The organism is Acinetobacter sp. YH12136, from assembly GCF_013418545.1.
GTDB lineage: Bacteria > Pseudomonadota > Gammaproteobacteria > Pseudomonadales > Moraxellaceae > Acinetobacter > Acinetobacter towneri.
Window position 1 is genome coordinate 98,576 of sequence record NZ_VPBV01000002.1, and the last position, 26,287, is coordinate 124,862.

Annotated in this window: 21 protein-coding genes; 9 read left to right on the top strand and 12 right to left on the bottom strand. The window is 40.2% G+C overall.

Going from position 1 to position 26,287, the window contains the following annotated elements:
- The first annotated feature begins 32 nt into the window (after positions 1–32).
- Entirely contained in the window at positions 33–377 is a 345-nt protein-coding gene (locus FTU71_RS01735) for a hypothetical protein (protein WP_179989569.1), read from the top strand.
- Positions 378–780: 403 nt separating this feature from the next.
- Here FTU71_RS01735 and FTU71_RS01740 read toward each other — a convergent pair whose 3' ends face one another.
- Complete coding sequence (locus FTU71_RS01740; RefSeq protein WP_131260826.1) at positions 781–1,296, bottom strand: hypothetical protein; 516 nt, start codon at positions 1,294–1,296, stop codon at positions 781–783.
- Between the two features lie 159 nt (positions 1,297–1,455).
- Between FTU71_RS01740 and FTU71_RS01745 the strand changes: the two genes are divergently transcribed.
- Positions 1,456–2,502, top strand: a complete 1,047-nt coding sequence (locus FTU71_RS01745) for a nitronate monooxygenase family protein (RefSeq protein ID WP_004973046.1) — start codon at positions 1,456–1,458, stop codon at positions 2,500–2,502.
- A gap of 84 nt (positions 2,503–2,586) precedes the next feature.
- On the opposite strand, the gene dusB is transcribed toward FTU71_RS01745, so the two are convergent.
- Entirely contained in the window at positions 2,587–3,612 is a 1,026-nt protein-coding gene (dusB, locus tag FTU71_RS01750) for a tRNA dihydrouridine synthase DusB (protein ID WP_167846087.1), read from the bottom strand.
- A gap of 84 nt (positions 3,613–3,696) precedes the next feature.
- Here dusB and FTU71_RS01755 point away from each other — a divergent pair, with 84 nt between their 5' ends.
- Together FTU71_RS01755 and FTU71_RS01760 are read left to right on the top strand one after the other, a co-directional pair.
- Positions 3,697–4,902, top strand: a complete 1,206-nt coding sequence (locus FTU71_RS01755) for a DUF1615 family protein (protein WP_004973039.1) — start codon at positions 3,697–3,699, stop codon at positions 4,900–4,902.
- Positions 4,869–5,516 carry an HAD-IB family phosphatase gene (locus FTU71_RS01760; RefSeq protein ID WP_004973036.1) on the top strand — a complete coding sequence of 216 codons (648 nt, stop codon included), beginning with the start codon at positions 4,869–4,871 and terminating at the stop codon, positions 5,514–5,516. The genes FTU71_RS01755 and FTU71_RS01760 overlap by 34 nt, the downstream gene beginning before the upstream one ends.
- 292 nt (positions 5,517–5,808) lie before the next feature.
- Here the strand turns inward: FTU71_RS01760 and FTU71_RS01765 are convergent, their stop codons facing one another.
- Positions 5,809–6,903, bottom strand: a complete 1,095-nt coding sequence (locus FTU71_RS01765; protein WP_096900933.1) for an acyl-CoA desaturase — start codon at positions 6,901–6,903, stop codon at positions 5,809–5,811.
- 13 nt (positions 6,904–6,916) lie between these two features.
- Complete coding sequence (locus tag FTU71_RS01770) at positions 6,917–7,987, bottom strand: ferredoxin reductase (RefSeq protein ID WP_167846089.1); 1,071 nt, start codon at positions 7,985–7,987, stop codon at positions 6,917–6,919.
- A gap of 154 nt (positions 7,988–8,141) precedes the next feature.
- Between FTU71_RS01770 and fabR the strand changes: the two genes are divergently transcribed.
- On the top strand, positions 8,142–8,822 hold the full coding sequence (gene fabR, locus FTU71_RS01775; protein WP_026438369.1) for an HTH-type transcriptional repressor FabR: 681 nt from the start codon (positions 8,142–8,144) through the stop codon (positions 8,820–8,822).
- 77 nt (positions 8,823–8,899) lie between these two features.
- Here fabR and FTU71_RS01780 read toward each other — a convergent pair whose 3' ends face one another.
- From FTU71_RS01780 to FTU71_RS01805, 6 genes are all read right to left on the bottom strand, one after another.
- On the bottom strand, positions 8,900–9,709 hold the full coding sequence (locus FTU71_RS01780; protein ID WP_179993754.1) for an alpha/beta fold hydrolase: 810 nt from the start codon (positions 9,707–9,709) through the stop codon (positions 8,900–8,902).
- 411 nt (positions 9,710–10,120) lie between these two features.
- Positions 10,121–12,958, bottom strand: coding sequence for an RNA polymerase-associated protein RapA (gene rapA, locus FTU71_RS01785; RefSeq protein ID WP_179989584.1), 2,838 nt, complete (start codon positions 12,956–12,958; stop codon positions 10,121–10,123).
- A gap of 146 nt (positions 12,959–13,104) precedes the next feature.
- Positions 13,105–13,749, bottom strand: coding sequence for an RluA family pseudouridine synthase (locus FTU71_RS01790; protein ID WP_004973024.1), 645 nt, complete (start codon positions 13,747–13,749; stop codon positions 13,105–13,107).
- Between the two features lie 486 nt (positions 13,750–14,235).
- Entirely contained in the window at positions 14,236–15,537 is a 1,302-nt protein-coding gene (gene hemL / locus FTU71_RS01795) for a glutamate-1-semialdehyde 2,1-aminomutase (protein ID WP_167846092.1), read from the bottom strand.
- 46 nt (positions 15,538–15,583) lie between these two features.
- A complete protein-coding gene (thiE, locus tag FTU71_RS01800; RefSeq protein WP_180111208.1) occupies positions 15,584–16,204 on the bottom strand; it encodes a thiamine phosphate synthase in 621 nt (206 codons plus the stop codon).
- 643 nt (positions 16,205–16,847) lie between these two features.
- Entirely contained in the window at positions 16,848–17,237 is a 390-nt protein-coding gene (locus tag FTU71_RS01805) for an Mpo1-like protein (RefSeq protein ID WP_373682974.1), read from the bottom strand.
- 503 nt (positions 17,238–17,740) lie between these two features.
- On the opposite strand from FTU71_RS01805, the gene FTU71_RS01810 reads away from it, so the two are divergent.
- Both FTU71_RS01810 and FTU71_RS01815 read left to right on the top strand, forming a co-directional pair.
- Positions 17,741–19,207, top strand: coding sequence for a CYTH domain-containing protein (locus FTU71_RS01810; RefSeq protein ID WP_179996251.1), 1,467 nt, complete (start codon positions 17,741–17,743; stop codon positions 19,205–19,207).
- 204 nt (positions 19,208–19,411) lie between these two features.
- Positions 19,412–20,878, top strand: coding sequence for a CHAD domain-containing protein (locus tag FTU71_RS01815; protein WP_180111210.1), 1,467 nt, complete (start codon positions 19,412–19,414; stop codon positions 20,876–20,878).
- Positions 20,879–20,999: 121 nt separating this feature from the next.
- Here FTU71_RS01815 and FTU71_RS01820 read toward each other — a convergent pair whose 3' ends face one another.
- Complete coding sequence (locus FTU71_RS01820) at positions 21,000–21,632, bottom strand: hypothetical protein (RefSeq protein WP_167846097.1); 633 nt, start codon at positions 21,630–21,632, stop codon at positions 21,000–21,002.
- Positions 21,633–21,740: 108 nt separating this feature from the next.
- Between FTU71_RS01820 and FTU71_RS01825 the strand changes: the two genes are divergently transcribed.
- Positions 21,741–22,142: a DUF3144 domain-containing protein gene (locus tag FTU71_RS01825; protein WP_004973007.1), complete on the top strand. Its 402-nt coding sequence runs from the start codon at positions 21,741–21,743 to the stop codon at positions 22,140–22,142.
- 141 nt (positions 22,143–22,283) lie between these two features.
- The gene (locus FTU71_RS01830; RefSeq protein ID WP_096901876.1) at positions 22,284–23,348 is read left to right on the top strand and encodes an amidohydrolase; all 1,065 of its coding nucleotides are present in this window, start codon (positions 22,284–22,286) and stop codon (positions 23,346–23,348) included.
- A 96-nt stretch (positions 23,349–23,444) separates the two neighbouring features.
- Here the strand turns inward: FTU71_RS01830 and FTU71_RS01835 are convergent, their stop codons facing one another.
- On the bottom strand, positions 23,445–26,261 hold the full coding sequence (locus tag FTU71_RS01835; RefSeq protein ID WP_180111212.1) for a pitrilysin family protein: 2,817 nt from the start codon (positions 26,259–26,261) through the stop codon (positions 23,445–23,447).
- Positions 26,262–26,287 lie beyond the last annotated feature (26 nt).

Sequence of the window (26,287 nt, forward strand, 5' to 3'; positions counted from 1 at the left end):
CTTAAGTGGATGTAAAAAAAGGAAACATGATAATGAATAAACTTCTTATTGCTTTAGGTCTTGCTGCCACTGTAGCACTTGTAGGTTGTGCAAAAGAAAAAGCACCAGAAACAGGGGCAACTACGGGTGAACACTTAGAAAACGCTGCGGCTCAAGCTGCACATGATGCCAAAGATGCAACACATGAAGCTGCTACTGCTACAGCAACTGCGGTAGATAACGCAGCGCAAGCAACTGAAAATGCTGCACACAATGTTGCAACAGCAACAGAAAACGCAGCTGATACGACTGTACAAGCTGCTAAAGATGCAACTGCTGCGACTGCAGGTGCGGTTGAACAAGGTGCTGCAAATGTGAAAGAAAAAGCACAACAATAATTTGATTGTATAAAACAAAAACTCCTGAGCAAGTTCTCAGGAGTTTTTTATTCAGCACGATTTAATTAGGGTCTGTTGACAATTCGTCTATGTTTGCGACATGAGAGATATATCTCGCAAGGTTTTTTAGCTGATATAAGGCATGGGACAGGAAATTTACTCATTCTAAATGACTGGCACATAACGTAATAGCAGCAAAAAATATGCTTGTACCCTTGCGCAGCAAACAAAGCAGTGCTTTGTTTTTGCTCATGTGGCTAAAACTTTCACAGATTGCGTTATAAAACTTGAAAATAAACCCGTTATTCCCTGCGTTTCATGCCTAATCTGCTCAGTTTTAGCCTACAGCGCAAGCCATTTATGAAATATCAACAGACCCTAGTAAACCTAAATCCTGCCGCAACTATAACGCCGCTTTTAAATTACAACCATAGCCCATGGTCTGTTGTACTTGGCGGTAACTGGTGTAACGATTCAAAATAAAATCATAATAAGATTCTGCATTGGCAAAATTTTCAGCCAAATTTTCCTGCTCTGCACGCGGTAATTTTACATCTTTAAGAAAATCTAGATTGTTATGTCCTAAGCGATATAACTCAGCAAAATAACCATTCATCATATCGCAATAAGCAATTTTAGTCGGCTTTAAAGCAGTACTGGCGACCAAATGCTGATTCAAAGTTTGTAAGTTATTTACATCTAAAGGGAATTGATGCGCAAATGCGATATTTTCGACTTGTTTAAATTGTTTGAAGTCTTGCGCCAATTTGACATTTAAAGCATCTATACGCTGTTGTAATGCAGTCGCATCCTGAACCTGATATTGCTTTGGATCAATTTTTACTTGAGTTTGCTGTGGATTGCTACACGCACTTAATCCACACACCACAAGCAAACCACCATAAACGAAAGGCTTCATTAATTTACTCATCAATTCATACATCAGGCTTATTATGCCTGAAAGCATCTGCAAATTTAATGATATCGCTCATCTTAATATTTCATAAAGAAATGACGGATATGATTTGCCAATCTACCTAGAGTTGGGCAAAGTAGATAAAAACATGGAGTAAATAATATGACCTTATTAGAACAACTGAATATAAAGCATCCTATTTTTCTTGCTCCAATGGCTGGCGTTTCTACTCCCGAACTTGCAGCCGAGGTTTCTAATCAAGGTGGTTTTGGCTCACTCGGTTTAGGTGCAAACACGGTAGATGCTGCACGTGAGCAAATTTTACGCACTCAAGAACTGACTGATTTTCCATTTCAGGTCAATTTCTTTTGCCATGAATCAAGTCCACTAGATGAAGTCGCTGCACAAGCGTGGATTGCACATTTTCAGCCAATCTTTGAACGCTATGGCGCAACTGCACCGAGTCAACTAAATTGTATTTATCCAAGTTTTAAAGACCATGATGGATATTTAGATCTTGTACTAGAAACTAAACCACAAGCCGTCAGTTTTCACTTCGGGATTCCGCATGCGCATCAAATTCAGGCTTTAAAAGATGCAGGAATCATTACTATGGTTTCAGCAACCAACTTAGCCGAAGCTCAAGCCATTGAAGCAGCGGGAATTGATGTCATTATCGCCCAAGGCATTGAGGCAGGTGGACATCGGGGTATCTTTAACCAAACCTTTGATAGTGCAATTAAAACCAGCGATTTAGTACAACTAATTCGTGAACATTGTACCCTGCCAGTGGTTGCAGCAGGTGGCATTATGAATGGTCAGCAAGCACAGTTAATGCTGAAATTGGGCGCTTCTGCGGTACAGCTGGGTACAGCTTTTGTGCAATGTAAAAGTTCCAATGCCAATCCAGCTTATCGACAAGCTTTATTTCAGCAAAACATTACTCAAATTACCGACAGCATCTCTGGACGCTCTGCCCGTGGTTTAATTAATCATTGGCATACACAGGTAGATACACCAAATCGTTTAACTGTGCCCACCTATCCATATACGTATGATCTTGCAAAACAGTTGCATTCAGCAGCCGTCACACAAGGCGAGCAAGGTTATGCTCCGTTTTGGGCTGGTAGTAATGTGAGTCAGATACGTGAATTAGAAGCCGCAGATTTAATTAATCAGTTGGTTTTGGAAATGATTCACGCACGCTAAGTTTACGTACAGAAAACTCAACTGTGTATCACAGTTGAGTTTTTATTTAGTTCCAAAAAAGCTAAAGCATATATTTGCATGCGATTACTTTGTGTCTAACAAGTTCACGGTTTCAACCTGCACATCACTCATGATTTCACCATGCGCAAGTAGCTGATTAAAGTAATCTTCAACCACTTTATATTGTTCTGCAGTACTTTCTACTTGATACATACTTTGACGGAATTCATTACTTGAACGTAAACCTTTGGTGTACCAAGCAATATGTTTACGTGAAATACGACAACCTGAATATTCACCATAAAATTCATACAGCTCAGCTAAATGTCCAAGTAATACTTTTTGAACTTCTGCAATGCTCGGTGCTGCTAACAGCTCACCTGTTGCTAAATAATGTGCGATTTCCCGAAAAATCCACGGACGTCCTTGCGCAGCACGTCCAATCATAATCGCATCTGCGCCTGTATAATCCAAGACATATTTGGCTTTTTCAGGACTATCAATATCACCATTGGCAATCACAGGAATATTGAGCATGCTTTTCACTTCTTTAATCAGTGAATAGCGTGCACGGTTTAAATACATATCTTCACGGGTACGCCCATGCAATGCCAATGCAGCAATGCCTGCTTGTTCTGCGCGTTTGGCAACCCGTAAAATATTTTCCTGCCCATTCAAAAAACCTAAGCGAGTTTTCAGTGTCACAGGCACATTCACCGCGGCAACCACAGTATCTAAAATGCGTGCCACCAAATCTTCATCTTGCAATAAAGCCGAACCAGCCAACTTATTGCAGACTTTTTTGGCAGGACATCCCATATTGATATCAACAATTTGTGCACCATTGGCGACTTGATAACGTGCGGCTTCGGCCAAATCATGCGGGTCTGAACCTGCAATTTGTGCAGAAATTGGTGCAAGTTCCCCATCAAAGTTGGCACGATACAAACTCTTTTTACTCATGCGCAAAGTTTTGTCAGAGGTCATCATTTCACTGACCGCATGCCCTGCACCAAAGTACTTGCACAGTGAGCGAAAGGGTCTATCAGTGACACCTGCCATCGGGGCAACGATCAAATTATTTGACAGTTGATAGGGACCAATATACATATATATTCTTAACTTTAACGATTGGCATAGTATACTGCATCTGCCCTTTGGGCTCATCCATTTGGAACGAGTTTTCCCTATACTATGAAAGACACTGTATTCACTTCTTTGATGAAACCCTTCAGCGTGCTTGCTTTATCATTAAGCTTGGCTGCCTGTGGAGATAGCGCATGGTGGTCTAAGGACAATGAGCCAACCCTTGAAGCAGAACAAATCCGCAAACTCATTCCGAATAGGGTCAGTGAGCGTAGTGCTTGGGCAAAAGATATTTACGATATTTCAGAGCAATTGGGCATCCCACAAACCAAAGAAAATATGTGCACCATCATTGCCGTGGTGGATCAGGAATCGAACTTTGTAGCCGACCCTCAAGTCTATGGTCTGGGTGAAAAAGCAGTTAAAGAAGTGCAAGACCGTTTGGATGAGAAATTTAAAGATAAACTGGGCGAAGCCATTGGTGGTACGGTTGCAGGCTATTTTCAGGATGTACTGAAAAACCACCCAAGCCCTGAAGATAACTATTTAAGCCAAATGCGTCGTGTGAAAACCGAACGTGAACTGGATGAATTGTATCGTGAAATTTTTGACTATATGGCCAAACATTATCACGTGTCTGCGCTAACAGGTGCTGCCAAACTGTTTGGACAAAATATTGGCGAAAAACTTAATCCAATTACTACTTTAGGCTCGATGCAAGTACATATTAGCTATGCCAAAGAGCATAAACGCCAAAGCGGTAACATCGCAGAGTTACGCAGCGATCTATACACTCAATATGGCGGATTATATTACGGGATTCATCGTTTAATGATGTACCCTGCCGATTACGATCAACCGCTATACCGCTTTGCTGATTATAACTCTGGCATGTATTCGAGCCGCAATGCCGCATTCCAAAGCATGCTAAATGATTTAACTGAAGCAGAATTAGATTTAGATGGTGATTTGCTACTTTATACTAAAGATGGTAGCGTGCGTAATGCAAAGAGTGAATCCGAACGTGAATTAATTGCTGTTTTTTCAAAACATAATATTTTAGTCACCCCACGACAAATTCGTGCAGACCTAAAAAAAGAAAAAGAAAAGAAATTTGAAGATACTGCGACATATTTAGCAGTCACGAAACTCTATAAAGCGCAAACGGGCAAAGAGCCATTTTATGCCATGATGCCGCAAGTGGTCATTTCAGGGCCTAAACTGAGTCGAGATTACAACACCAATTGGTTTGCTACGCGAGTCAATGGACGTTATAAAACATGCATGCAAAAAGCCAAAAATATAAAAATCTAGCCCTATTTGATTTTGATGGGACCCTGTGCAGCAAAGACAGTTTTACAGGGTTTATTTTCTATGCTTTATCTAAGCGGCATATTTTTAAGCAAGGACTTAAAATCTTGCCTTGGATTCAGGCTTACTATTTAAAAGTTTATCCTGCACATGCCATGCGCCCTAAATTGTTTAATGCTATGTTTAAAGATGCAAATACAGCTGAAATATTAGCACTTGCACAGCGCTACGCAGTAGATTTAATACATGATCTTAACCCACAACTTTTACAACAATTAAAGCAGCATCAATTCAATGGAGATGAAGTGGTGGTTGTTTCTGCAAGTGTAGATATTTATTTACAGTATATTTGTCAGCAGTTAAATGTCGCTTTGATTTGTACTGAAACAGCAATTGAAAAGCAGCAATTTACAGGGCGATATTCAACACCTGATTGCAGTCAGGAACAAAAGAAAATACGGATTTTAGAACAATATGATTTAGAAAATTATGCTGCTATTTATGCGTATGGTAATAGTGATGAAGATGATGCCATGCTGAGTTTAGCGACTTATTCTTATATGGTGGGTAGTGATCATTCATTGCCAGAAATTGTAACTTATAAAAAACTGGCTTGATTTTGATGAATGATATAATAAAACCACAATTTGAATTGTGGGTTTTTTAAGTTACATGTAGCGGATGCCGCCTATGGTGATTACTTTTTTATACCCAGAATAGAAAATAAAAATAGAGTTTTCTCTTAATAAAATAGCTGATGATTCTGCATAAAAATAACGACTACAACACCTAAAGCAATAAAAAAGGTGACACTTTACAGCATCACCTCTAATTCAAAATAGAAGTATAGTTTTAAACCAAGATCAATCACTTAATCTATTCGTACTAAACAACTCATTTGTAAGTCACTTATTTCTTAAATGGAAAAGCATATTTCACAATACGTTTAAGCACACTGCCGTACTGTTTAACTAAGCTCGCATTGTTGTAGTTCAAGCCATACTTTTCACACACAGCTTGTACTTTTGGAGCCATTTTACGATAGCGACGTGCAGGAATATCTGGATATAAATGGTGTTCAATTTGATGGCTTAAATGTCCTGTCAAAATGTGGAATGCTTCAGAACCTGTAAGATTCGATGAACCACGAATTTGACGCATATACCAGTGACCACGGCTTTCGTTTTGCATCACAGACTTTGGAAATACTTCTACATCCTTCGTAAAGTGACCGCAGAAAATAATGCTGAATGTCCAAATATTACGAATACCATTCGCAACCAAGTTCCCTGTAAACACTGGTAAAGCCGAAGGGCCTGCAATCAATGGAAAGAACACATAATCTTTAAACAATTGTTTTCCAATTTTCTTCTGCATAGGTTGCCATTCTTTTTTGGCTTGGGCTTTGCTTTTACGGCCATTCAAAATTTTACCAATTTCTAAATTCTGAATGGCAACACCCCATTGGAACAGTAAGCAGAAAGGAATACTGTATAAAGGTTGCAATAAATAGCCTGATCTCCAGCGCTGTTCAGGGAACAAACGCACCAAACCATAGCCAATATCATCATCCATACCTTTAATATTGGTATAAGTATGGTGTTTAAAGTTATGGGTTTGACGCCAGTTGTCTGAAGTACCTACCGTATCCCATTCATAACTTGCACCATTGAATTTAGGATCATTCATCCAGTCATACTGACCATGCATGACATTATGACCTAATTCCATGTTTTCCATAATTTTGGCAAAGCCTAACAAGCCTGTACCCAAAACCCATGCTGGCGGGAACCATCCTGCGAACAATAAGGCACGACCTGCCATTGAGCTATAACGAATGGTTGAATAAACACGGCGGATGTATTTAGCATCTTTTTCGCCAATATCATCCAAAACTTCTTGTTTAATGGCGTCTAATTCACGTGCAAGCTCATCTAATTCAAATTGAGTGAGTTCACGGTTTTTAGGATTGCGGAAATATTCTATTTTTACTGGCATATTCATAATCGGAACTCGCTTATAAATCAATAATTAAATCGGTTTGTGCTGAATTGACGCAGATTTTCAATTGGTTATTCGGTTCGCTGTTTTGAACACCATCGACCAAGTTTTTAGTTGAACCTTCAGCCTTGTTGCATACGCATTTATGGCAAATTCCCATACGACAGCCGTATTTAGGTTTAATATTTTGCTGTTCCAGACTTTCTAAAATGGACTTGCCTTTTGGAATAGTGACAATCTTTTTCGATTGAGTCAGTGTAACTTGTACCAAACCAACATCGTCACTTAACACAGGGGTCATGCTAAAAGCTTCTGTTTTCAGCAAAGCAGCTTGTGCAAATAATTGTTCAGCTTGCGTGGTAAAACCCGATGGGCCACATGCAAACACTGCACTTTGCTCGATTTGTGCCAAGTCTTGTAAATGTTCTGCATTTAAACGGCTGTGCGCCACACTCGGCTCTTGAGTATAAAACACTTGAAATTTAAAGTTTGGATATTGTTGTGCCCATGCTTCAAACTGTGCTTTAAATGCTGCGTCTGCAAAGGTTTTTACCCAATACATTAAAGTTACTGGAGTGCTACCAAGACGACCTGATTTCGCCATGTCTTGTAGCAAACTATACATTGGTGTGATACCACTACCCGCTACCAATAGAATTAAAGGCTGGGCTTGTGCAGGCAGTTGCATATCACCATAAGGCGCACCAAATTCCAAAGTATCACCAACTTTGGCTTGCTCAACCAGCCATGTGCTGACTTTGCCCTGATCAACTTTTTTTACCGTCAATAAAACGTGTTGTGCATCAAGCTGAGTCAAACTATAGGTTCGCTCATAGCGTACGCCTTGAATTGTCACATAAACAGGATGATGCTGCCCTGCTGCGCCAATTTGGAATTTTTTATTGAATTGCAAAGTAAAGCTCACTACACCTTGTGCAGCGGTATCTTTTTTTACAATTTTGCCGAGTGACTGATTCACCGACCATAATGGATTAATTTTTTGCAACCAGAAATTGGCGGCATAAGGGTCTAGTACTGCAGTTGCAATACTGGTTAAGGGAGATTTTCTTTTTTCAGTTAGCTGCATGATTCAGCACCACCCGATGAAATTTTAATTATTATACACATGTATATATATTTGTATATACACCTGTATTGTTTCTAATCATTTCACAAGTACTGGCGCAACCGCTATAATGCCTCTAAGCTTATAAATTATTGAAAATATGACTCAGCCTGCCATGAAAACAAACCATGATGTGACTTTTCCAGAATCTGAAACGGTTCATGAGCCTCTTGTCGTGCGTACGGTTGGGCGTAAAGCTACCATTACCAAACAAGAATTATTTCAGGCAGCATTAAATTTAATTGGCCCACAAAAAAGTATCGCATCTTTAAGTTTACGTGAAGTTGCACGTGAAGCAGGCATCGCACCAAACAGTTTTTATCGTCATTTTAAAGATATTGATGAACTCGCGATTGAACTGATTGATCGTGCAGGTGTGGTGTTGCGTCAAATTCTGCATGAAGCACGTTTAAAAGCATCTAAACAAAACAGTATTATTCGCAGCTCGGTTGAAGTATTTATTGAACAATTAGATACCGATGAAGGCAATTTAAGTCTGCTATTACGTGAAGGTTATACGGGTTCAACCTCTTATAAGCTAGCTGTTGAGCGCCAATTGAATTATTTCCAGCAAGAATTGCAGGATGATTTAATTCGTTTAGAACGTTTAAATAACAGCAAGTTAGCGCATCCCGATATTGTCGCAAAAGCCATTACCCAGTTGGTGTTTAATATGGGCGCTAAAGTCATTGATATGCCTGCGACTGAACGTAAAGAAACCGCTGAACAAACCATGACCATGATTCGCATGATTTTAGAAGGTGCACGACATTTGGATGATGCCAAAATTCGTTAACATAACACAGGATAAATCGGGCGATTTTCCTGAATCAGGTCACGCCCGTTTGAGCATTTAATTGCTAGACTTCGCTGTTAAGCGTGTTGTTTTTGAATTAATTGCTGCACATGTGTTGCCGTGGTTTCAGGATTTTCCAAAGGAAACATGTGTCCTCCCTCGACCACACTAAACTCAATTCCATAAGTTTTTTGCATGCCTTGCGGTAAACCTTGCAAATAAAATGGGCTATGCCTTGCTGTAATTAAATGCACAGGTACATCTGGGGCTTTGCGTGGTGTGCGCCACCACCATGCAGGTACGGTTCTAAAAATTTCAGCTTCTACCCGTTTTGGAATTGTTAAAGTCACACCACCTCTTTGTGCATCGACTTGTATGCCGCTGGCAAAATAATCTTCAAAACATTGTGCATCAAATTTTTTAAATAAACGGTTATGCCGCAAAGCTTGATAGGCTTCTGCATGGCTAGCCCAATGATCTCGACGATTCATGGTCACGGCGGCAGGTGTGAGTTGATCTACATATTTCAGTTTAAATTTTTGTAAAATTTCAAATAATGCCGACTTCGATCCAATCACAAAAGGTGGATCCATAATAATCAATTGAGAAAATAAATCTGGACGCTGATAGGCACACATCAGGGTTAATAATGAACCAAAAGAATGCCCTAAACCAATCACTTGTTGCTTTGGAAACTGCTGCTCAATGTCCTGAATCACTTGATGAATCAAATAGGTCCACTTATAGGTCACAGGAAATTCTGCTTGCATACCAATCAGTGGAATTGCCTTTAAATGATAATCTGCTTCAAAACATTGAAAAAACTTTTGATAACTGGCAGAAGGAATACCATTGGCATGGGTAAAATGAATTGCAGCTTTAGTCATTTAAAATACGCTTAAAAGAAGAATATCGGGTCTGTGACTTGATCTATGCGTACGCGCTTACAGATTCAACACTTGGCACATCAATCATAGATAAAAGATCAACAGCCTTTAAACTACGCATACCACTGGGTTTTGCAAATGACCGGAATGCTGAAAAAGATGAATTATGAGTCATTTTAATGACACATAAGCACTGGTTGCTACTTTGTTTAAGTCCGTGATGTGAAAAATCTCGCACAAAATTTTTATTGCGATATTAAAAAAGCACCCGCTAAACTGCTCCGTAAAAATGAGGCGCAATGCCCAACTTAAAACGTGCAATTTAGAAGATGCCAAATATTTAAAAAAGTGATTGATTAAAACCGACTCAATACAAATACACCGTCTAGACACCTGTATTGAATGCACTCTTTATGGCTTTACCACCACCATCACCTGAATTGCTTCAGGCGTGACCGACAAACCATCTAATAATGCAACACCTTCTTTTTGCAATTTCTGTAAACGTGTAATTTCATCTTCACGAATACTTGGGTTAAATTGCTTCAAATAGCTTAAACGGTCAATTTCATATTGCCATTTTTTGCTATATACATCTTTAGCTTGTTGCTTAAATTCAGGCAATGCAGCTTTAGCCAACTCCAAAGCCTGTGTATAACGCGCTTCAATCGCGTCACGGCGTGCTTTCACCACTTGACGACAACTGTTGCCATCTAAATGATGTAAATAAGGTTTTAAAATTTCAGGGGCAATTTTTTGCGATAAATCCTGCCCTTTTTCGCTCAATAAGACACGAATGAGTTGCTGTGGCAAGCTTGATGGCAAATTCAGGGCTTTAGGTGCAATGACATCCACTTTGAACCAGACTTCGAGCAACACAGAACCTTGTGGCAAAGCGGCAGATTTTAATACCGCAACGTTGGTGCTACCAAAACCTTGTGTATTGATCATTTCCATCACGCTTTCTGTGAATGGATGCTCTAGGGTCAAATACTGTGCATCTTCACGAATTTGCGCCTGATCCCGATAGAACGTCGCGGTCATGCCTTCTTCGTCTAAGGTCAAACCTTGCACTTGCATTTGATCAGTTGGTTTAATAATCACCGTGCCATTGCTTTGTTCATCGAAGTCAATATTGGTCGATGCCATAAAGCGCTTCATAAACATAGGCAACGTGGTATTGTCGTCGTAATCTTCTAAAGCTTGTACAATTTCCTGCGCCACCACAGGACGGCAAGAGTTGTATTCCAACAAACGATCTCGACCCGCTTGAAGTTCTGCTTCCAAAGCTTCACGCTGCACACTGACTGCTTCCAGTAAATCTTCAAACTGTTGTCCTAAATCTGCAAGTAAGCAGTGTTTTAAATCGACAATAAAGTTTTCCTGCAAGGTTTGTGCAGTGGGTGAAATATTGCTGAAAATATTGAGTGCTTCGTTATACCAACGGAACATACGCTCTTGCGCAGTCCCCACCAAATACGGCACATGAATTTGAATACGGTTTTCTTGACCAATACGGTCTAAACGACCGATACGTTGTTCTAACACGTCGGGATTGGCAGGTAAGTCAAACAAAATCAGGTCTGATGCAAACTGGAAGTTACGCCCTTCTGAACCAATTTCGGAACACAATAAAATTTGTGCACCATAAGAATCTTCTGCGAAATATGCTGCCGCTTGGTCACGTTCTAACAAGCTCATGCCTTCATGGAACATTGCAGTACGAATACCTGCATGTAGGCGCAGCGCATTTTCAAGGGCTTCTACCACAGGGCCGCTACGCGCAATTAAAAGCACTTTTTTATGTTTTAAGTCGCTACGCAAACGCTCCATTAACCACATTACACGCGGGTCAGTTTCCATCCAACTGCCATCGAGCAGTGCTTCTTCTGGCCACATTTGTTCACGCAGCTTACCATCTTTAGACCAGTTTTCTGGTGCAGGTAACGGCGCAGGCTGACAATCACGGCCTGGGAAACCTTGAATTGCTTCACGGGTATTACGGAACAAAATACGTCCTGTACCATGACGGTCTAATAATTCGTGGATAGCACGGAAACGCTGTTCAGGGTTATCTTCTATGCGATGTCCCAACAAGCCTTCCAGTGCAGCCAAATGGCTTTCTTCCAATGCTGCATCTGACATTAGGACTTCGGCAATTTTTGCCGTATGTTGATATTGCGCTTCTTCATCCAAGAAACGGTCTAGTGAACTAAAACGCTGCGGATCGAGTAAACGTAAACGCGCAAAATGGCTTTCTACACCCAGTTGCTCAGGCGTTGCTGTAAGCAATAACACCCCTGCGGTTTGTTCGGCTAATTCTTCGACCAGATCATAACGGTCATTACCACCTTCTTCTTCGCTCCACATTAAGTGATGCGCTTCATCGACCACCAGCAAATCAAAACCTGCTTCTAGGGCTTGTTCGCGTAAGTCATCGTGGTCAATCATTAAATCGACTGAAGCAATGATGCATTGTTCGGTCAAGAATGGATTCAGGTCAGGATCGTGTTCTTTAATAGATGCCGTACGGGTTAAATCAAACAAAGAGAATTGCAGATTGAAACGGCGACGCATTTCAATCATCCACTGATATTGCAGCGAATCAGGTACCAAAATCAGGATACGTTCCGCACGTCCTGTTTTGAGTTGCTGATGGATGATCAAACCTGCTTCAATGGTTTTACCTAAACCAACTTCATCTGCCAATAAGACACGTGGCGCAAAACGCTTACCGACTTCATGTGCAATATAAAGTTGATGTGGAATCAAACCTACACGCGAACCCACCAAGCCGCGCAGTGGGCTACTTTGCATATTGGCTTGCATCAACAAGGCTTCAATACGCAAGTCGTACCATTCTTTATAGTCAATTTGGCTGGCAAGCAAGCGGTCTAATGGTTTTGAAAGTTGGATACTTGCACCAATACGGGTTTCATTCAGTGATTTCTTTTCTTCACTGCCATCTTGCAAACGACGCACCACGTTATAACGCAATACGCCATGGCGGTCTTCGACCGATTCAACCGTCCACGCATTGCCTTCTTGGTCTTGAACTTCATCATTTACATTAAAAATGATACGCGATAAAGGTGCGTTATTGCGTGCATAGACACGGGTTTCATCACTTTTAGGGAATAAAATGCTGACCGATCGCTCATCTACATCAATCAGAACACCAAGTCCTAATTCCGTTTCTGTGTCTGATAACCAACGTTGACCAATAGCAAACTGCTGCAATTTTTCCACCTTTATTTAGAAGTTAGGACGTATAAATTTTTGCGCAAAACCTGCTGAGTATTTGAGCAAAAATTCAGGGCGTATAGCAATATATTTTGACATAAAGCGCACTAAAAAGAGAGCCTAAAGCACAGGCTTTGCGTAATCTTTTTCGCTTAAAATGGGACTGGGCAAGTAAACTGTACACGTTGCTCAGTTTGTGGATGCAGAAAACTTAATTCTGCTGCATGTAAACACAAACGAGGCATGAGTTGTTGCTGTTCGGGCGTGGCATACAAAGTATCACCAATAATTGGATGACCTAAATATTGCATGTGTACTCGCAGTTGATGCGAACGACCTGTGATAGGCGTCAGTTGCACACGAGTCACAATTTGCCCCTGCAATTCAAATTGCTCCAATGCACGCCAATGCGTTAACGCAGGTTTGTTATGGGTTGCATCGGCAATGTGTAATGGAGGATGTGCAGGATCATAGACCACAGGCACATCTACAGTGCCTTCACCTTGCAGTTGCCCTGCCACCAATGCCTGATAGGTTTTATCGGTTTGGCGTTCTTGAAACTGACGCGAAATTTGTTTTTGCGCCCATTTCGTGAGTGCAAATACCAAAATACCCGAAGTATCACGATCTAAGCGATGAATCAGCAAAGTGCGCGGCTCAATTTTAACTAGACGACTCATCACACAATCTTGCAAATCTGCTGTTTTACCTGGAACGGTGAGTATGCCAGCGGGTTTATGTATCACCATAAACTCATCGTCACGATGAATCAGGTGTTCGCTTAGAAAATTACTCAATTTCAATTCCGGGCCGATCGTGAAAACAAGGCGGCAATAATAAAAAGCCTGACACAGAATTACAATGCAAAATACATCAATTCCCGATGAATTTTCCGATTTACATTCCTGAATCAGACAATCTGCTGAATTTTAAATCAGCCTGCTTTTAGAAATGTGGGTTTTATAGCATGCAGGAGGCTTTGTTGCGTAAATATTTTTTAAGATACTGTTTTAAAGGTTTTTAAAATTTGGATAGAAAAATACAATGAAATCATAGTGCAAGATAGTTGCACAACAAAGCCGTTCTGAAGCTATATCTTTGATGGCGGGAGCAAATGAAGTAATAGGATTCATATTTAGTTTGACCAGGCTATTTTAGTGTTTAACAAGACGCTGATCTAAGCCTTTGATATTAAATTGAAGAGTATGTCTTCAATTTAACCTAAAGCATAGATATTTTGGAGATATCTATGCCTTTTAGGACAGTGTTAAGCAGAGGTCAAATTACGCCTTCATTTCCGCAAATGTTTCTTTTGCAGCTTGAATGGTGTAGGCAATATCTTCATCACTATGCGCAGATGAAATAAAGCCTGCTTCAAAAGCAGATGGCGCCAAGTTCACACCACGTTGCAACATTCCGTGGAAGAATTTACGGAAAGCATCGACATCGCAATTCAGCATAGAATCAAAACTGGTGATGTCATCTTGGTCAGTAAAATACAAACCAAACATAGCACCGACTTGTTGCGTCTTGAACGGGATACCTGCTTCATCTGCCGCAGCTTGTAAGCCTGCCAACAATTTTTCCAGTTGCGCAGTTAAATTTTCATAAAAACCTTCGGCACGTAAATGTTTAAACATTTCAATGCCCGCACGCATCGCCAACGGGTTACCAGACAAAGTACCTGCTTGATACACCTTACCTAATGGCGCAATACATTCCATGATTTCGCGTTTACCACCAAATGCACCTACTGGTAAGCCAGCACCAATAATTTTACCGAGTGTGGTCAAGTCTGGTTTAACATTATAATGCGCCTGTGCACCGCCTAAGCCAACACGGAAACCTGTCATTACTTCATCAATAATAAAGACTGAGCCGCGTTCATCGCAGACATCACGAATTGCTTGCAGGAAACCATCAATTGGTTTAACCAAGTTCATGTTGCCCGCAACTGGCTCAACAATCACCCCTGCAATTTCAGCACCAAACTTTGTAAAACATTCTTTTAAGGTGGTGATATCGTTATACGGTAAAGTCAGCGTATGTTTAGCAAAATCGGCAGGAACACCCGCAGAAGTCGCTTCACCTTCACCACTGGTTAAAAGTCCAGAGCCTGCTTTGACCAACAGCGAATCAGAGTGTCCATGATAGCAACCTTCAAATTTGACGATTTTGTCACGACCTGTATAACCACGCGCCAAACGAATTGCGGTCATGGTGGCTTCTGTACCTGAGTTGGTCATGCGAACCAACTCAATTGAAGGCATAATTTCGCAAATAATATCGGCCAAAGTCGTTTCATGCACCGTTGGCGCACCAAAACTCAAACCATCTTCAGCTGCAGCTTGCACCGCCTGAATAATAGCAGGATGGGCATGACCTAAAATCATTGGTCCCCAAGAACCTACATAGTCGACATAGCGTTTGCCATCGACATCGTACAAATAAGCACCTTTGGCTTTTTCAATAAATACAGGGGTTCCGCCTACCCCGTTAAATGCGCGTACAGGTGAATTGACACCACCTGGAATATGCTTATTGGCTTGTTTAAACAATTGTTCTTGCTTTGGAGATAAGCTCATGGAGGCACTCAACTCAATAAATAAAATAAAAAATTAGCTGTCTGCTTTAAGTGTCTGCTTTGAAAAGTGCAGACCAATCATAAACACGCTGTGCAACAGTATGCATCGGACGTCTTAATATATCACTAATCACTGCACATAAATCTGCACCTTCTTCAATGACAGACTGACTGTTTTCAACAGTTAAACCACCAATCGCGCAAATTGGCACATTGAGTTGTTGCTTCGCCAGTGTGAGCGTGTCTAATGTAAGTGTACTTGCCTCAGGTTTAGTTTCAGTTGCATAGACTGCACCAAAAGCCACGTAGTTTGCACCATCGGCAATGGCTTGCTCTGCCAATTCAATCGAGTTATTACAACTGCGACCAATCAATACATCTTGTGGTAAACGTGCAACCGCTTCAACAATAGAGCCATCTTCTTGACCCAAATGTACGCCAACACCATATTTCACTGCAGTTTCAAGATCATCATTAATCACAAATGGCACTTTGTATTGATCACACATCGATTTCATATATTCAATTTCGTATGCCTGCTGAGCTTGAGGCACATTTTTACGGCGATATTGCAACACCGCGACTTCATAAGTTGCCATCGCCCCTTCTAATTTTGCCAAAAGCAGTTCGATAGGATCATCATTGGTAATCAAATATAAACCGCGCATAATCTCAGCCACAAATAATACAAGGTCTGTATTATTACACATTCAGGCGGCATGCGTCAGAACCTCAGGCTCAACAAGTTTTTTTATATAGGCTCTATAAGCTTCTATTTTGTTTGGGTTTTATTGAGTCAAAAACTTAAAAATACCAAATTCTAGTGATAGCGCTAAAAGATAGATTTAGCTTTAATTGAACTGCGCAAAACAAGAACTGCAACCAGTTCAATAAGATATGGATTTTAAAATCCATACGGGTGACTACAGCGAATAACGACATATTTAGGTCGCCCATTTAGACACATGATCATTTGTGCCAGAGCGCATGTGGGGATGCGACAAATGATCATGTGTCTATATTTTTTTCATACTTCTCTCTCAGTAATCTACTTGCTTTATATCCTTTCTTAAAGATGAATGACTTCTGATTTAACACCATTCTGAATATAATTTTTCACATAAAAAAAGCCTAGAGAAAGGTCACTCTAGGCTTGGAAAGTCACAAACTTTTATCAATAAATTTGATGACACATTATTAGAATATTCACTCTATCATTTCAACAAAAAATTAATTTTATTTGTACATTTTTTATGAAAATAATCACATATCGTTTAGTTTTTGCCTAAACGGTATAACTAAGCGCTCAATTCAACTTGGAATTTTATCTTTAGCACGATCTTGCAAACTTAAATGACCACGCAAAACATCGGCAAACATCCGCCAGTCTGAAATAAAACTATACACAGGCTGTTTAAAACTGGCAGGTTTATTTTTTTCAAAAACAAAGTGCCCGACCCATGCACAAGCATAGCCTGCCAGCAAACCATAGAGTACATATTTGGCTTTTTTATGGCGTATGGCTTTACTCACACAATATAAACCGATACTACTGCCAACAACGTGCAAACGACGGCTCATAATGTTGCGGTGTTCAGTTAAATAAAAGCGATAAAATGTTGAATAATCCTGAATTGGCAATTCAAACTTGGGATCTGGTGTCGGCTCAAATTCGGGGTTTAATGCTGCGTTCATGTTCATCATCCTGATGTTTATAGGTTTGAATTATTTTTGCTACGCTCAACGACACTTTAAACTAAGCCAAAAAAAAACCAAACTCAAGGGTCTGTTGACACTTCGTCTATGTTTGCGACAACGCATATTTTTCAGCTGATATAAGGCATGAGACAGGAAATTTAGTCGTTCTAAATAACTGACTCATAACGCAATAGCAGCAAAAAATATGCTTGTCCTGAAAGGCTGTGGCTAAAACTTTCTCAGATTGCGTTATGAAACTTGGCAATAGTCTCGCTATTCCCTACGTTTCATGCCTGATCTGCTCAGTTTTAGCCTACAGCGCAAGCCATTTAGGAAATGCCAACAGACCCTAAAAAAGCCAAGGTCAAGCCTTACTTCTTGGCATATTTTAGTTACAATCAAACGCACTTTTGCAAAACCTTCGTTCTGCAATTTTCACAAATTTATAATACCAATTTGTTTGCCGCTGCTTTGGCGCAACATGCTTTACGTTCAGGATATTTTTCATGGTCGAAGTTGAATTAAAATTTCAAATTCCAGTCGCACGTCGTACTGCACTACTCAAAACTTTAGACCCGAAAAAATCGACTCAAATTCCATTAAAAGCACGCTATTTTGATACATCTGCGCACAGCTTGGCGCATCATGGCATGGCGTTAAGACTGCGTTTAGAAGGTGAGCAATGGGTACAAACTTTAAAAGCGGCAGGTCAAAGTCATTTTCATAGTTTTGAACATAACCATCCACTTGCGCCAACTGAAAATCCAGATACTCCACCACAACTTGATCTGCAAATTTATCAAAGTATTCCCGAAGCACAACAATTGCTAAATCAAGCTTTGGGACAAAATTGGGATCAGTTGCAACTACAATTTGAAACCGATATTCAACGTACCTCACGACTAATGACCGTTGAAGATACTGACATTGAAATCAGTTTAGATGTTGGTCACATTCGTTGTGCAGATGCTGAAGTTGAAGTACATGAAGTTGAGTTTGAACTGAAACAAGGTTCAATTCAGCAATTGCTGGCTTTTAGTTTTGAATGGGTGAAAAAATTTCATTTATGGCTGGATGTGCGCAATAAAGCAGAAATTGGACATTTGCTTTCTGTGCAGCAAAAAGTCAGCCCTGCGGCTCAGAGCAAAGAATTTCAATTCAGTAAAAAAGACCATGCCGACCAAAATTTACGCCTGTTAATTGCACAACAATTACAGCATTTATTGCCCAATATTGCCGCAATTTCTGCTCAAGTTGCCGAACAAAGTCATATTGATCAGGCGCAGTTCGCTTTGCAACATTTACAACTAACACTATCCTTATTTAAAGATTGGTCGAAGCATTTAGGCGATAAATGGGCAATGCAAATTGCAGCATTTAAACAACATTTTGATCACCTGCAGCATTTGGAACACATGCAAGCCACACTCGGCGCATTTTTACAGAACCCGACGACTGCAGAGAACCTAAAAAAAGATACCTTGTACGCCCAAGAAAAATTGGTCAATTTAGTCCGTTCAACGCAAAATGTGCATCACTATTTAGAATTATTGATGTTTAGTTTAGCCGCGAGCGATCACTCAGGTTTAGACTTAAAAACTGCCGCACAAAACACGTTGCAACAGCAATATAAGCAGTTGCATGAACAATTACAGCACAGTGATATTCACGATTTTGAAAGTTTAGATCAACTGGCTTTGCGTATTCAGGAACTAAAATTTAGCTTCCCCATTTTGACGCATATTTATGATGTCAAAAATTTGCAGAAATATAGTAAAGCTTTGAATGATGCACAGCTTGCAGCACAGGAATATCAAGTGTTGGCATCTTCTGCAGCATACATTCAACAAACTGAATTGGAAGCGAGCGACTGGTTTGTTTTAGGTTGGCTCACTGCAAAACAGGAAGTGTATGCACAGCGTTTATTGGAAGCGACAGAACAATTTATGGTGAGCCGTAAATTCTTAAAATAAGTATCCTTAACATCCTCAAAGCACACGCTAAAAATACTGCAATACAACGGCAGCCTTGTGAATATTCATTCGGCTGCTTTGTGTTAAAAACTGAATACAAATTATTTTATTTTTCAAGCTTTTGTTCACAGTTCTCCCCTTGTTCATTTATAGATTTACACTATAGTAAAGAGAACTTATCTTGTTTCATCAAGGGCATTCCCGATGTGTGAAATAGAATTAAAATTTCAAATTCCACACAACTATCGTGCGGCATTTGAAAAAGCATTTAAAAAGAACAAACTGGTTCAACAACAACGCTTATGGGCTAAATATTATGATAGTCCTGAACAGCACTTAGCCAAGCAACGCATTGCCCTGCGTCAGCGTTTAGAGGGCGATATTTGGAAACAAACTTTAAAAGCGCCTAGTCCACAACATTATGAACGCTTTGAGCTTGAACATGAATTAGGACATGATGCGCCTGAATTGTGTGATTTGGCATGTTATGAAAATCATAAACAAGCTCGGAAGATTTTAAAAAAGGCTTTGGATGGTTCAAAAGTCAATTTAACTCTGCAGTTTGAAACCGATGTTTTACGCTACAGTCAATTGGCACATTATAAAAACAGCCAAATTGAAGTTGCTTTTGATTTAGGTGAAATCCGACAAGGTAAAAATTCGATTGAAATTTACGAAGTTGAGTTTGAACTGAAACAAGGTGAAATTGCAGATTTAATTGCCTATATTCAGCCGTGGATTAAAAAATATCATTTATGGCTCGACACACGTAGTAAATCGCAGCGTGGCAATATGCTGTATAACAATGAAACCATGATTCCTGTACAGCAGCAAAGTGCTTTACAATTGCAACACCCCGAAAATATGCATGAGTTGTTGACACAAATTACTCAGAATTGTTTGGCACACTTGCTACCCAATGCAGCTGCGATTGCCAGTCAAGATTATGCCAGTGGGCATGTGCATCAAGCGCGTGTTGCCATTCGACGTTTACGCAGTGCCTTAAAAATTTTTGCTGAATATGATGCGTTGGCAAATAACAATTGGGAAAGTCAATTGGCGACACTTTTTCAGCAGTTAGGTTCGACCCGCGATCAAGATGCTTTGCGCGAGAGTCTGATTCCGCAACTTGAAAATGCAGGCTCACCTATTACCGAACTACCACCTGCAGCATCTGAAAACATTGCGATTGATGCAATTTTCCGCTCACCGACCACAACCTTATTACTGTTACAACTTATGAGTTTTGCACATTCGGCTGCGATTGCAGATGCAGAATCAAAACCATTCAAAAAAGTATTACGTAAACGCTTGCAGAAAATGCATCAACAAATTTGTGATGATACAGGTCATTTCCAAACCTTGGATGTGGAATCTAAACACCGCACGCGTAAGCGTGTAAAACGTTTACGCTATACCGTGGAGTTTGTGAGTAGTTTATTTGCAGAAGATGACGTCAAAACGTATTTAAAAACCCTAAAACCATTACAGGAAACTTTAGGGCATTTTAATGATTTAATGGTGGCACAAGGTCTATATGAAAGCCATGCTCAAACTGAACCGAAAACATGGTTTGTATTGGGTTGGATTGCGTCGGAAGAACGTCATATTTCCATACAGATTGAACAGGATTTACAGCAGTTTGCTGAAAGTCAGCCTTTTTGGTCGTAGTTGAAGTTTGATCATCAATCAATGATCACATTTAAGCTCAACAGGGATTCATTTCATGTTGAGCTTATTTTTTATATCTTAGATTAGTATTTAATCTGCAAATTCCAAACTTTCTAAAAGATTAACGATATTTACCAAATACTTTCCATGTTTGGTTATCTGCCAAAGGGTCTTGATAACTGTCACTACGCTGCTTACGTGGCTTATCTCGGGCATCGACCAGTTCAAAATATGGTTCGACACTTAATACAATACCATTCACATAAAAACGGGTGCGCGTGTAGTCACTTTGCCCATGCTGAAACACATAAGTACGCAAATCAATAAACTCACGATGTGCCACCAGTGCTGCATTGTCATCACTGTCTAACCAACGCTGCATGAGCTGAATTTCCTGCGGTTCAAATTGCCCACATTTTTCGATCAGGCTGGCAATCCCCCGAAAAGTTTTCGATTCTTTGGCGCGGGTTTTATTCACTCGAATCCGATCGACATGAAAATAAAATAAGGGCAAGTTCAAATGACTGGGTAAATGCACCGCATCAATGACTGCATCTTGCATAAAAGGCTGAAATAAATCCTGTGCACGTTCAATCAACCCTGTCCATTGTTTATAGTATTCTGCTACTTCTGCGCGTGTTCCATAATAAATCGGCAAGCCTTCAACATGGGCAAGTTGCACGGGTGGCCAAATATTTTGACGTAATAAAGCAATGTCGCTTTTTAAACTTTGTACCGCAATCGCATCTTGCATCAACCACTCCAATTTTGCTTAGGCTATTTTTAGCTTAAGGCAAAGGTTTTGTTTCTGCAAGGCTTTGCCTATAATGAAACATTCAGATTTTTAGCTTAGGAAAAATTCATGGTTCAAAAGATTGAAGCAACCGATGTAACCGAAGAAGAAGCATTAAATGCGGCTTTTTTTGAACGTGCCGATGAATTTATTAAACAGGCCAATGGCTTCTGTCATTTTGAAAAAGGCTCGACAGTAAAACCTGCCGAAATTCGTGGTCAGGTGAGTGCTGCCATGTTATTTGCTACTGCACGTTTTAATACTTGGGTGGCAGCCAATAATTTTAAAGATGGCAATGAAATGCGCGATGCCAAAGACCAAGTTATGTCATATATCTTGCAGCAATTTCAAATGATGCTTGAAGATAACTATGATGAATATTGCGAACAGTTTGAAAACTATTTGCGCTTCCGTCACAACGAAGAATTTCATACCCATAAACATGATCACGACCACTCGCACGATCATTAATTTTGCATATAAACAAAGCCCTACGGGGCTTTTTTATTGCGGCTAATTTTCAAACTTGTAGATTTCGATAAATAACCCTTCCCTTTTGTAACATGATGGCTTTGAATAGTGAAATAATAGCGTCATAAAAACAGGATCATTATGCAGAATCTAGGATTTGCACTCATTGATGCACATATTCATCAGTGGGATCCGTATAACACGCCACACAGCGCACGACTTGCTGTTAAGCTTTTGGGCAAGCATCCCAATTTGCTAGATAAAACCATCCGCCTGATAAAACCGAAAACACTCATTGAAACTTTGGGACGCACCGAGCACGTCACATCGCCCTATTTACCTGAGCATTATGCCCGCGACTTAGGTTTTTATACGGCTGAAAAAGTTGTGCATATTGAAGCCAATTGGCACAACCATAAAGGCAAAGGTGTAGTTGGTGAAACCGAATTTATAGAAAGTCTGGATTTTAAAAATAATGGTTTGGCTTTGGGCGCGATTGTCGCCACTGCAGACCCGCGCGATTCTAATTTTAAGAAAATTCTAAAATTACATCACAAAGCCTCTCCAAACTTCCGTGGAATTCGTAAAATGGCAGCCGTGCATGAAGATCACGGGATTTTCTCTTGGGCAGACGAACCACATTTATATCGGAACAAAAAGTTTCTAAAAGGTTTTGAAGCTTTGGCGCAATATAATTTAAGTTTTGATGCATGGACGTATTCGACCCAATTGGGCGATGTCTTGGCGCTGGCTAAACAATTTCCAGAAACTTCTATTGTACTTGACCATTTGGGCACACCTGCAGGGCTGTTCGGGCAAGTTGGCACACATACAGGCGTGACCAAAACAGCACGGGAAAACATTCTGTTTCGTTGGCAAGAAGATATTGCCGAGTTGGCACACTGTCCAAATGTTTACAGCAAAATTTCAGGGTTATTTATGCCTGTTTTAGGACATCAATTTCACTTGCAAAAACGTGAAGCCTCAAAACAGGAAATTATAGATTTAACTGCACCACTGATTCAGCATGCCTTACAAAGCTTTGGAATATATCGGTTGATGTTTGCTTCCAATTTTCCAATGGATCGAGTGAGCACGTCTTTGGTCAATTTAATTGATGCGACTAGTGATATTGTTGCGGCCTATCATCCAAATGCTTTGCAGCAAGTGTTTCATCATAATGCCAAACAGTTTTATCGTTTATAAAGCTTTAGCCAATTGAGCATAGATAGCAAACTTGAAGACAAAAAACGCATCGAAATGGATGCGTTTTTTGTATCTGCTCAAAATTAAATTGAATCTTTATTTAGACTGCGGCTTTAACGGCAGCACCTCAACATTGGCTTGACCATATTGATCGGCGGCTACTTCAAGCAAATGTTCTAAGCGTAAATATTTCTGAATCACAGCATCTACATCAGCTTTACTGAGTTTTGCCAACGCTTGATCACGTCGCTCACGGTAACGTAAATCACGACCTTGTTCTAATTGTGGCACTAACATACGGTGGATACTGCGTTCATCTTCTAAGGCAGTCACACGTTTTTTCAAAATATCGGCTTTTGCAGCTTCAACTTCTTGCAAGCTGACACCATCACGGCGCAAATCCTGCAACACTTTATGCACCGCCTGTGACACTTGAGCCGACTTGCCTGCACTGTATTGTGCAGAAATACTGAGCGCACCCGATTGTTCAAATTCACTTAAACTCAAACCACTACTAAAACCATAAACCAATGCATTTTTTTCACGTAATTCTTGCGCCAAACGTGAAGACAATTGCGATTCGCCCAAAATATAACTCAGCACCATCATGGCAGGTGTGTCAGGATGATTTACGCCCAAAGGCAAGGTCAATAAACTTTGATAACTGCCAAATTCGCGCTGTTCTGCCAATACATGCAACTTTTTCGCAGGATATGCCGTATAGGCTGAATCTAAGCGTTGATACACTTCCGTATTACGCGATTGCCCCAAACGCTGAACTAAAGTTTTTTTAATTTGTTTCGGATCAAACTCACCTGTAATGGCAATCTGTGCATAATTCATGGCGAAAAATTGACGATATAACTGCTGCACCTGCGCTTGGGTTGCAGCTTGCAGTTGTTGCTTCGCAAATCCAGGTTCGAAGTGATAGCGTAAATCGCCCTGCGGGTAAATTTCAATTAAACGCGCCATAGTCAAAGCAGCCACAGTTTCAGGCTCGGTATAAGGTCGTTCTAAACTGGATAAACTTTGAGAACGAATTAAATCAAACTGACTTTGCTCAAAACTTGGGTTTTGCATGACATCTAAAACAAAATTAAAAAACGCATTAAACTTTTCTTTTTTTGCCACAATTTGAATATGAATCGCATTAGCATCGGCTTGTGCAAAAGCCGAACCACCTGCAGCAATTGACTGATCGGCGATGTCTTGCAAACTATGCTCTTGAGATGCACGCAGCAACAAATACGCGGTTAAATCTAAAATTTCGCCCTGCTTAAATAAAGATTGTGCCGTACCAAAATTTACCGAAATAGTGGCATAGGTTTTATCATCACGCGTTGCAGTTGGAAATAATGCATACTTGGCACCATTTTTTAAGCTGCCACGCTGAATCTTTTTTTCATTTTGAATCAAAGCTTGTTTAGATTTTTGCACATAGTCTGTCACTTCTTGCTGATAACTTTTCACATCTTTCAAAGGTGTAACAGGTGTATCTTGCTGATCTAAAGTTTTTGCTGTATTTAGATTATTTTTTGCTGTGAGTGCCTGTTTTTGATCTTCAGGTGTGGGCTGAATATCGCCAATGACCCGATGCTGTGCAGTGAAGAACTGTTTTAAACGCTGATTTAGTTCATCTGCATTTAACTGTTGAATATTGTTTAAATCACGCCAATATTGTGTCCAATCACCTTGATACGCCACAGCATAATCACTCAAGCGACCACCCAAAGCCACCGCATCATTCATTACACTGTCTGCCTGATTTTGAATCAAGTTTTTCACACGTTGTAACTCGGCATCATCAAAGTTTTTTGCCTGTTCGATGCTTTGGTTTAAGCCAATTTGTACTTGCTTGGCATCATGATTGGGTGCATACAAAGCCCCCATCAGCACCAAATTAAAATCTTGATCTAACCAAGTGCTGGACTGCACCATCGTACTTTTGCCTGTTTCTACCAGTGTTTGATACAAATGCCCACTCGGTTGCAACGTATGTAAATAAGGTGACAGCGCCAAAGCGGTTTTGATCTTTTCGTCATTGCCATTTAAATACAGATTAAACTTGGCCAGTTGACTGCCCTTTTGCACCACAAAATTACGTTGCTGAATTTTATTACTGTCTAATCGTGGCACCTGTACCTGTTTGGGAATTTGCCGTGCAGCAATTGGACTAAAATGCTGATCAATTTGTTTTAACACTGCTGCCTGATCAAACTTGCCTGTCATCACTAAAATGGCATTATTCGGCGCGTACCATGTGCGGTAAAATTGATTTAATTCCTGCATTTTAATGGATTGCAGTTCGTTTAAATCGCCAATGGGTAAGCGTCCGAAATACTGATTACCATAGGCCGATTTCCACACCTGATCTAACAAGACTGAAAACGGTTGATCCATACGCACTTCGCGTTCACGCTTTACAATCGCAATTTCGGCAGGCACATATTTTTCCTGCATGACCAATTTATCCATGCGTTCCGCTTCAAGATAAATCATCTCATTGACGGCGCGAGTTTCAGGACGAATGATGTTGGTGTATTTAGTCGAGTAATAGTCGGTGCTGGCATTGTGCATTAAACTATATTGATCTAAACGGCGCTGAAACTCCTCGGCAGGTACGTTTTCTGTACCTTTAAATGCCAAATGTTCCAACAAGTGTGCCAAACCACCTTTGCCTTGTGGATCATTCAATGAACCCGTTAAATACACCATATTCATAAAGACTTTATTTTCTTTCTGATTGGGTGCCAAAATGACTTTTAAGCCATTATCAAGTTGATATTCTTGTATTTCTTGCTTAGATTTTACTAAAACTGGCTGCGCGAAAATCACGCCATTAAATGCCAGTACACATAAAGATAAAGTGAGAGTTTTAAAACGTAGCAACTTCTTTTTCCCGATTGATTTCATTCTATTTTTTGATTTGCCATGAAATA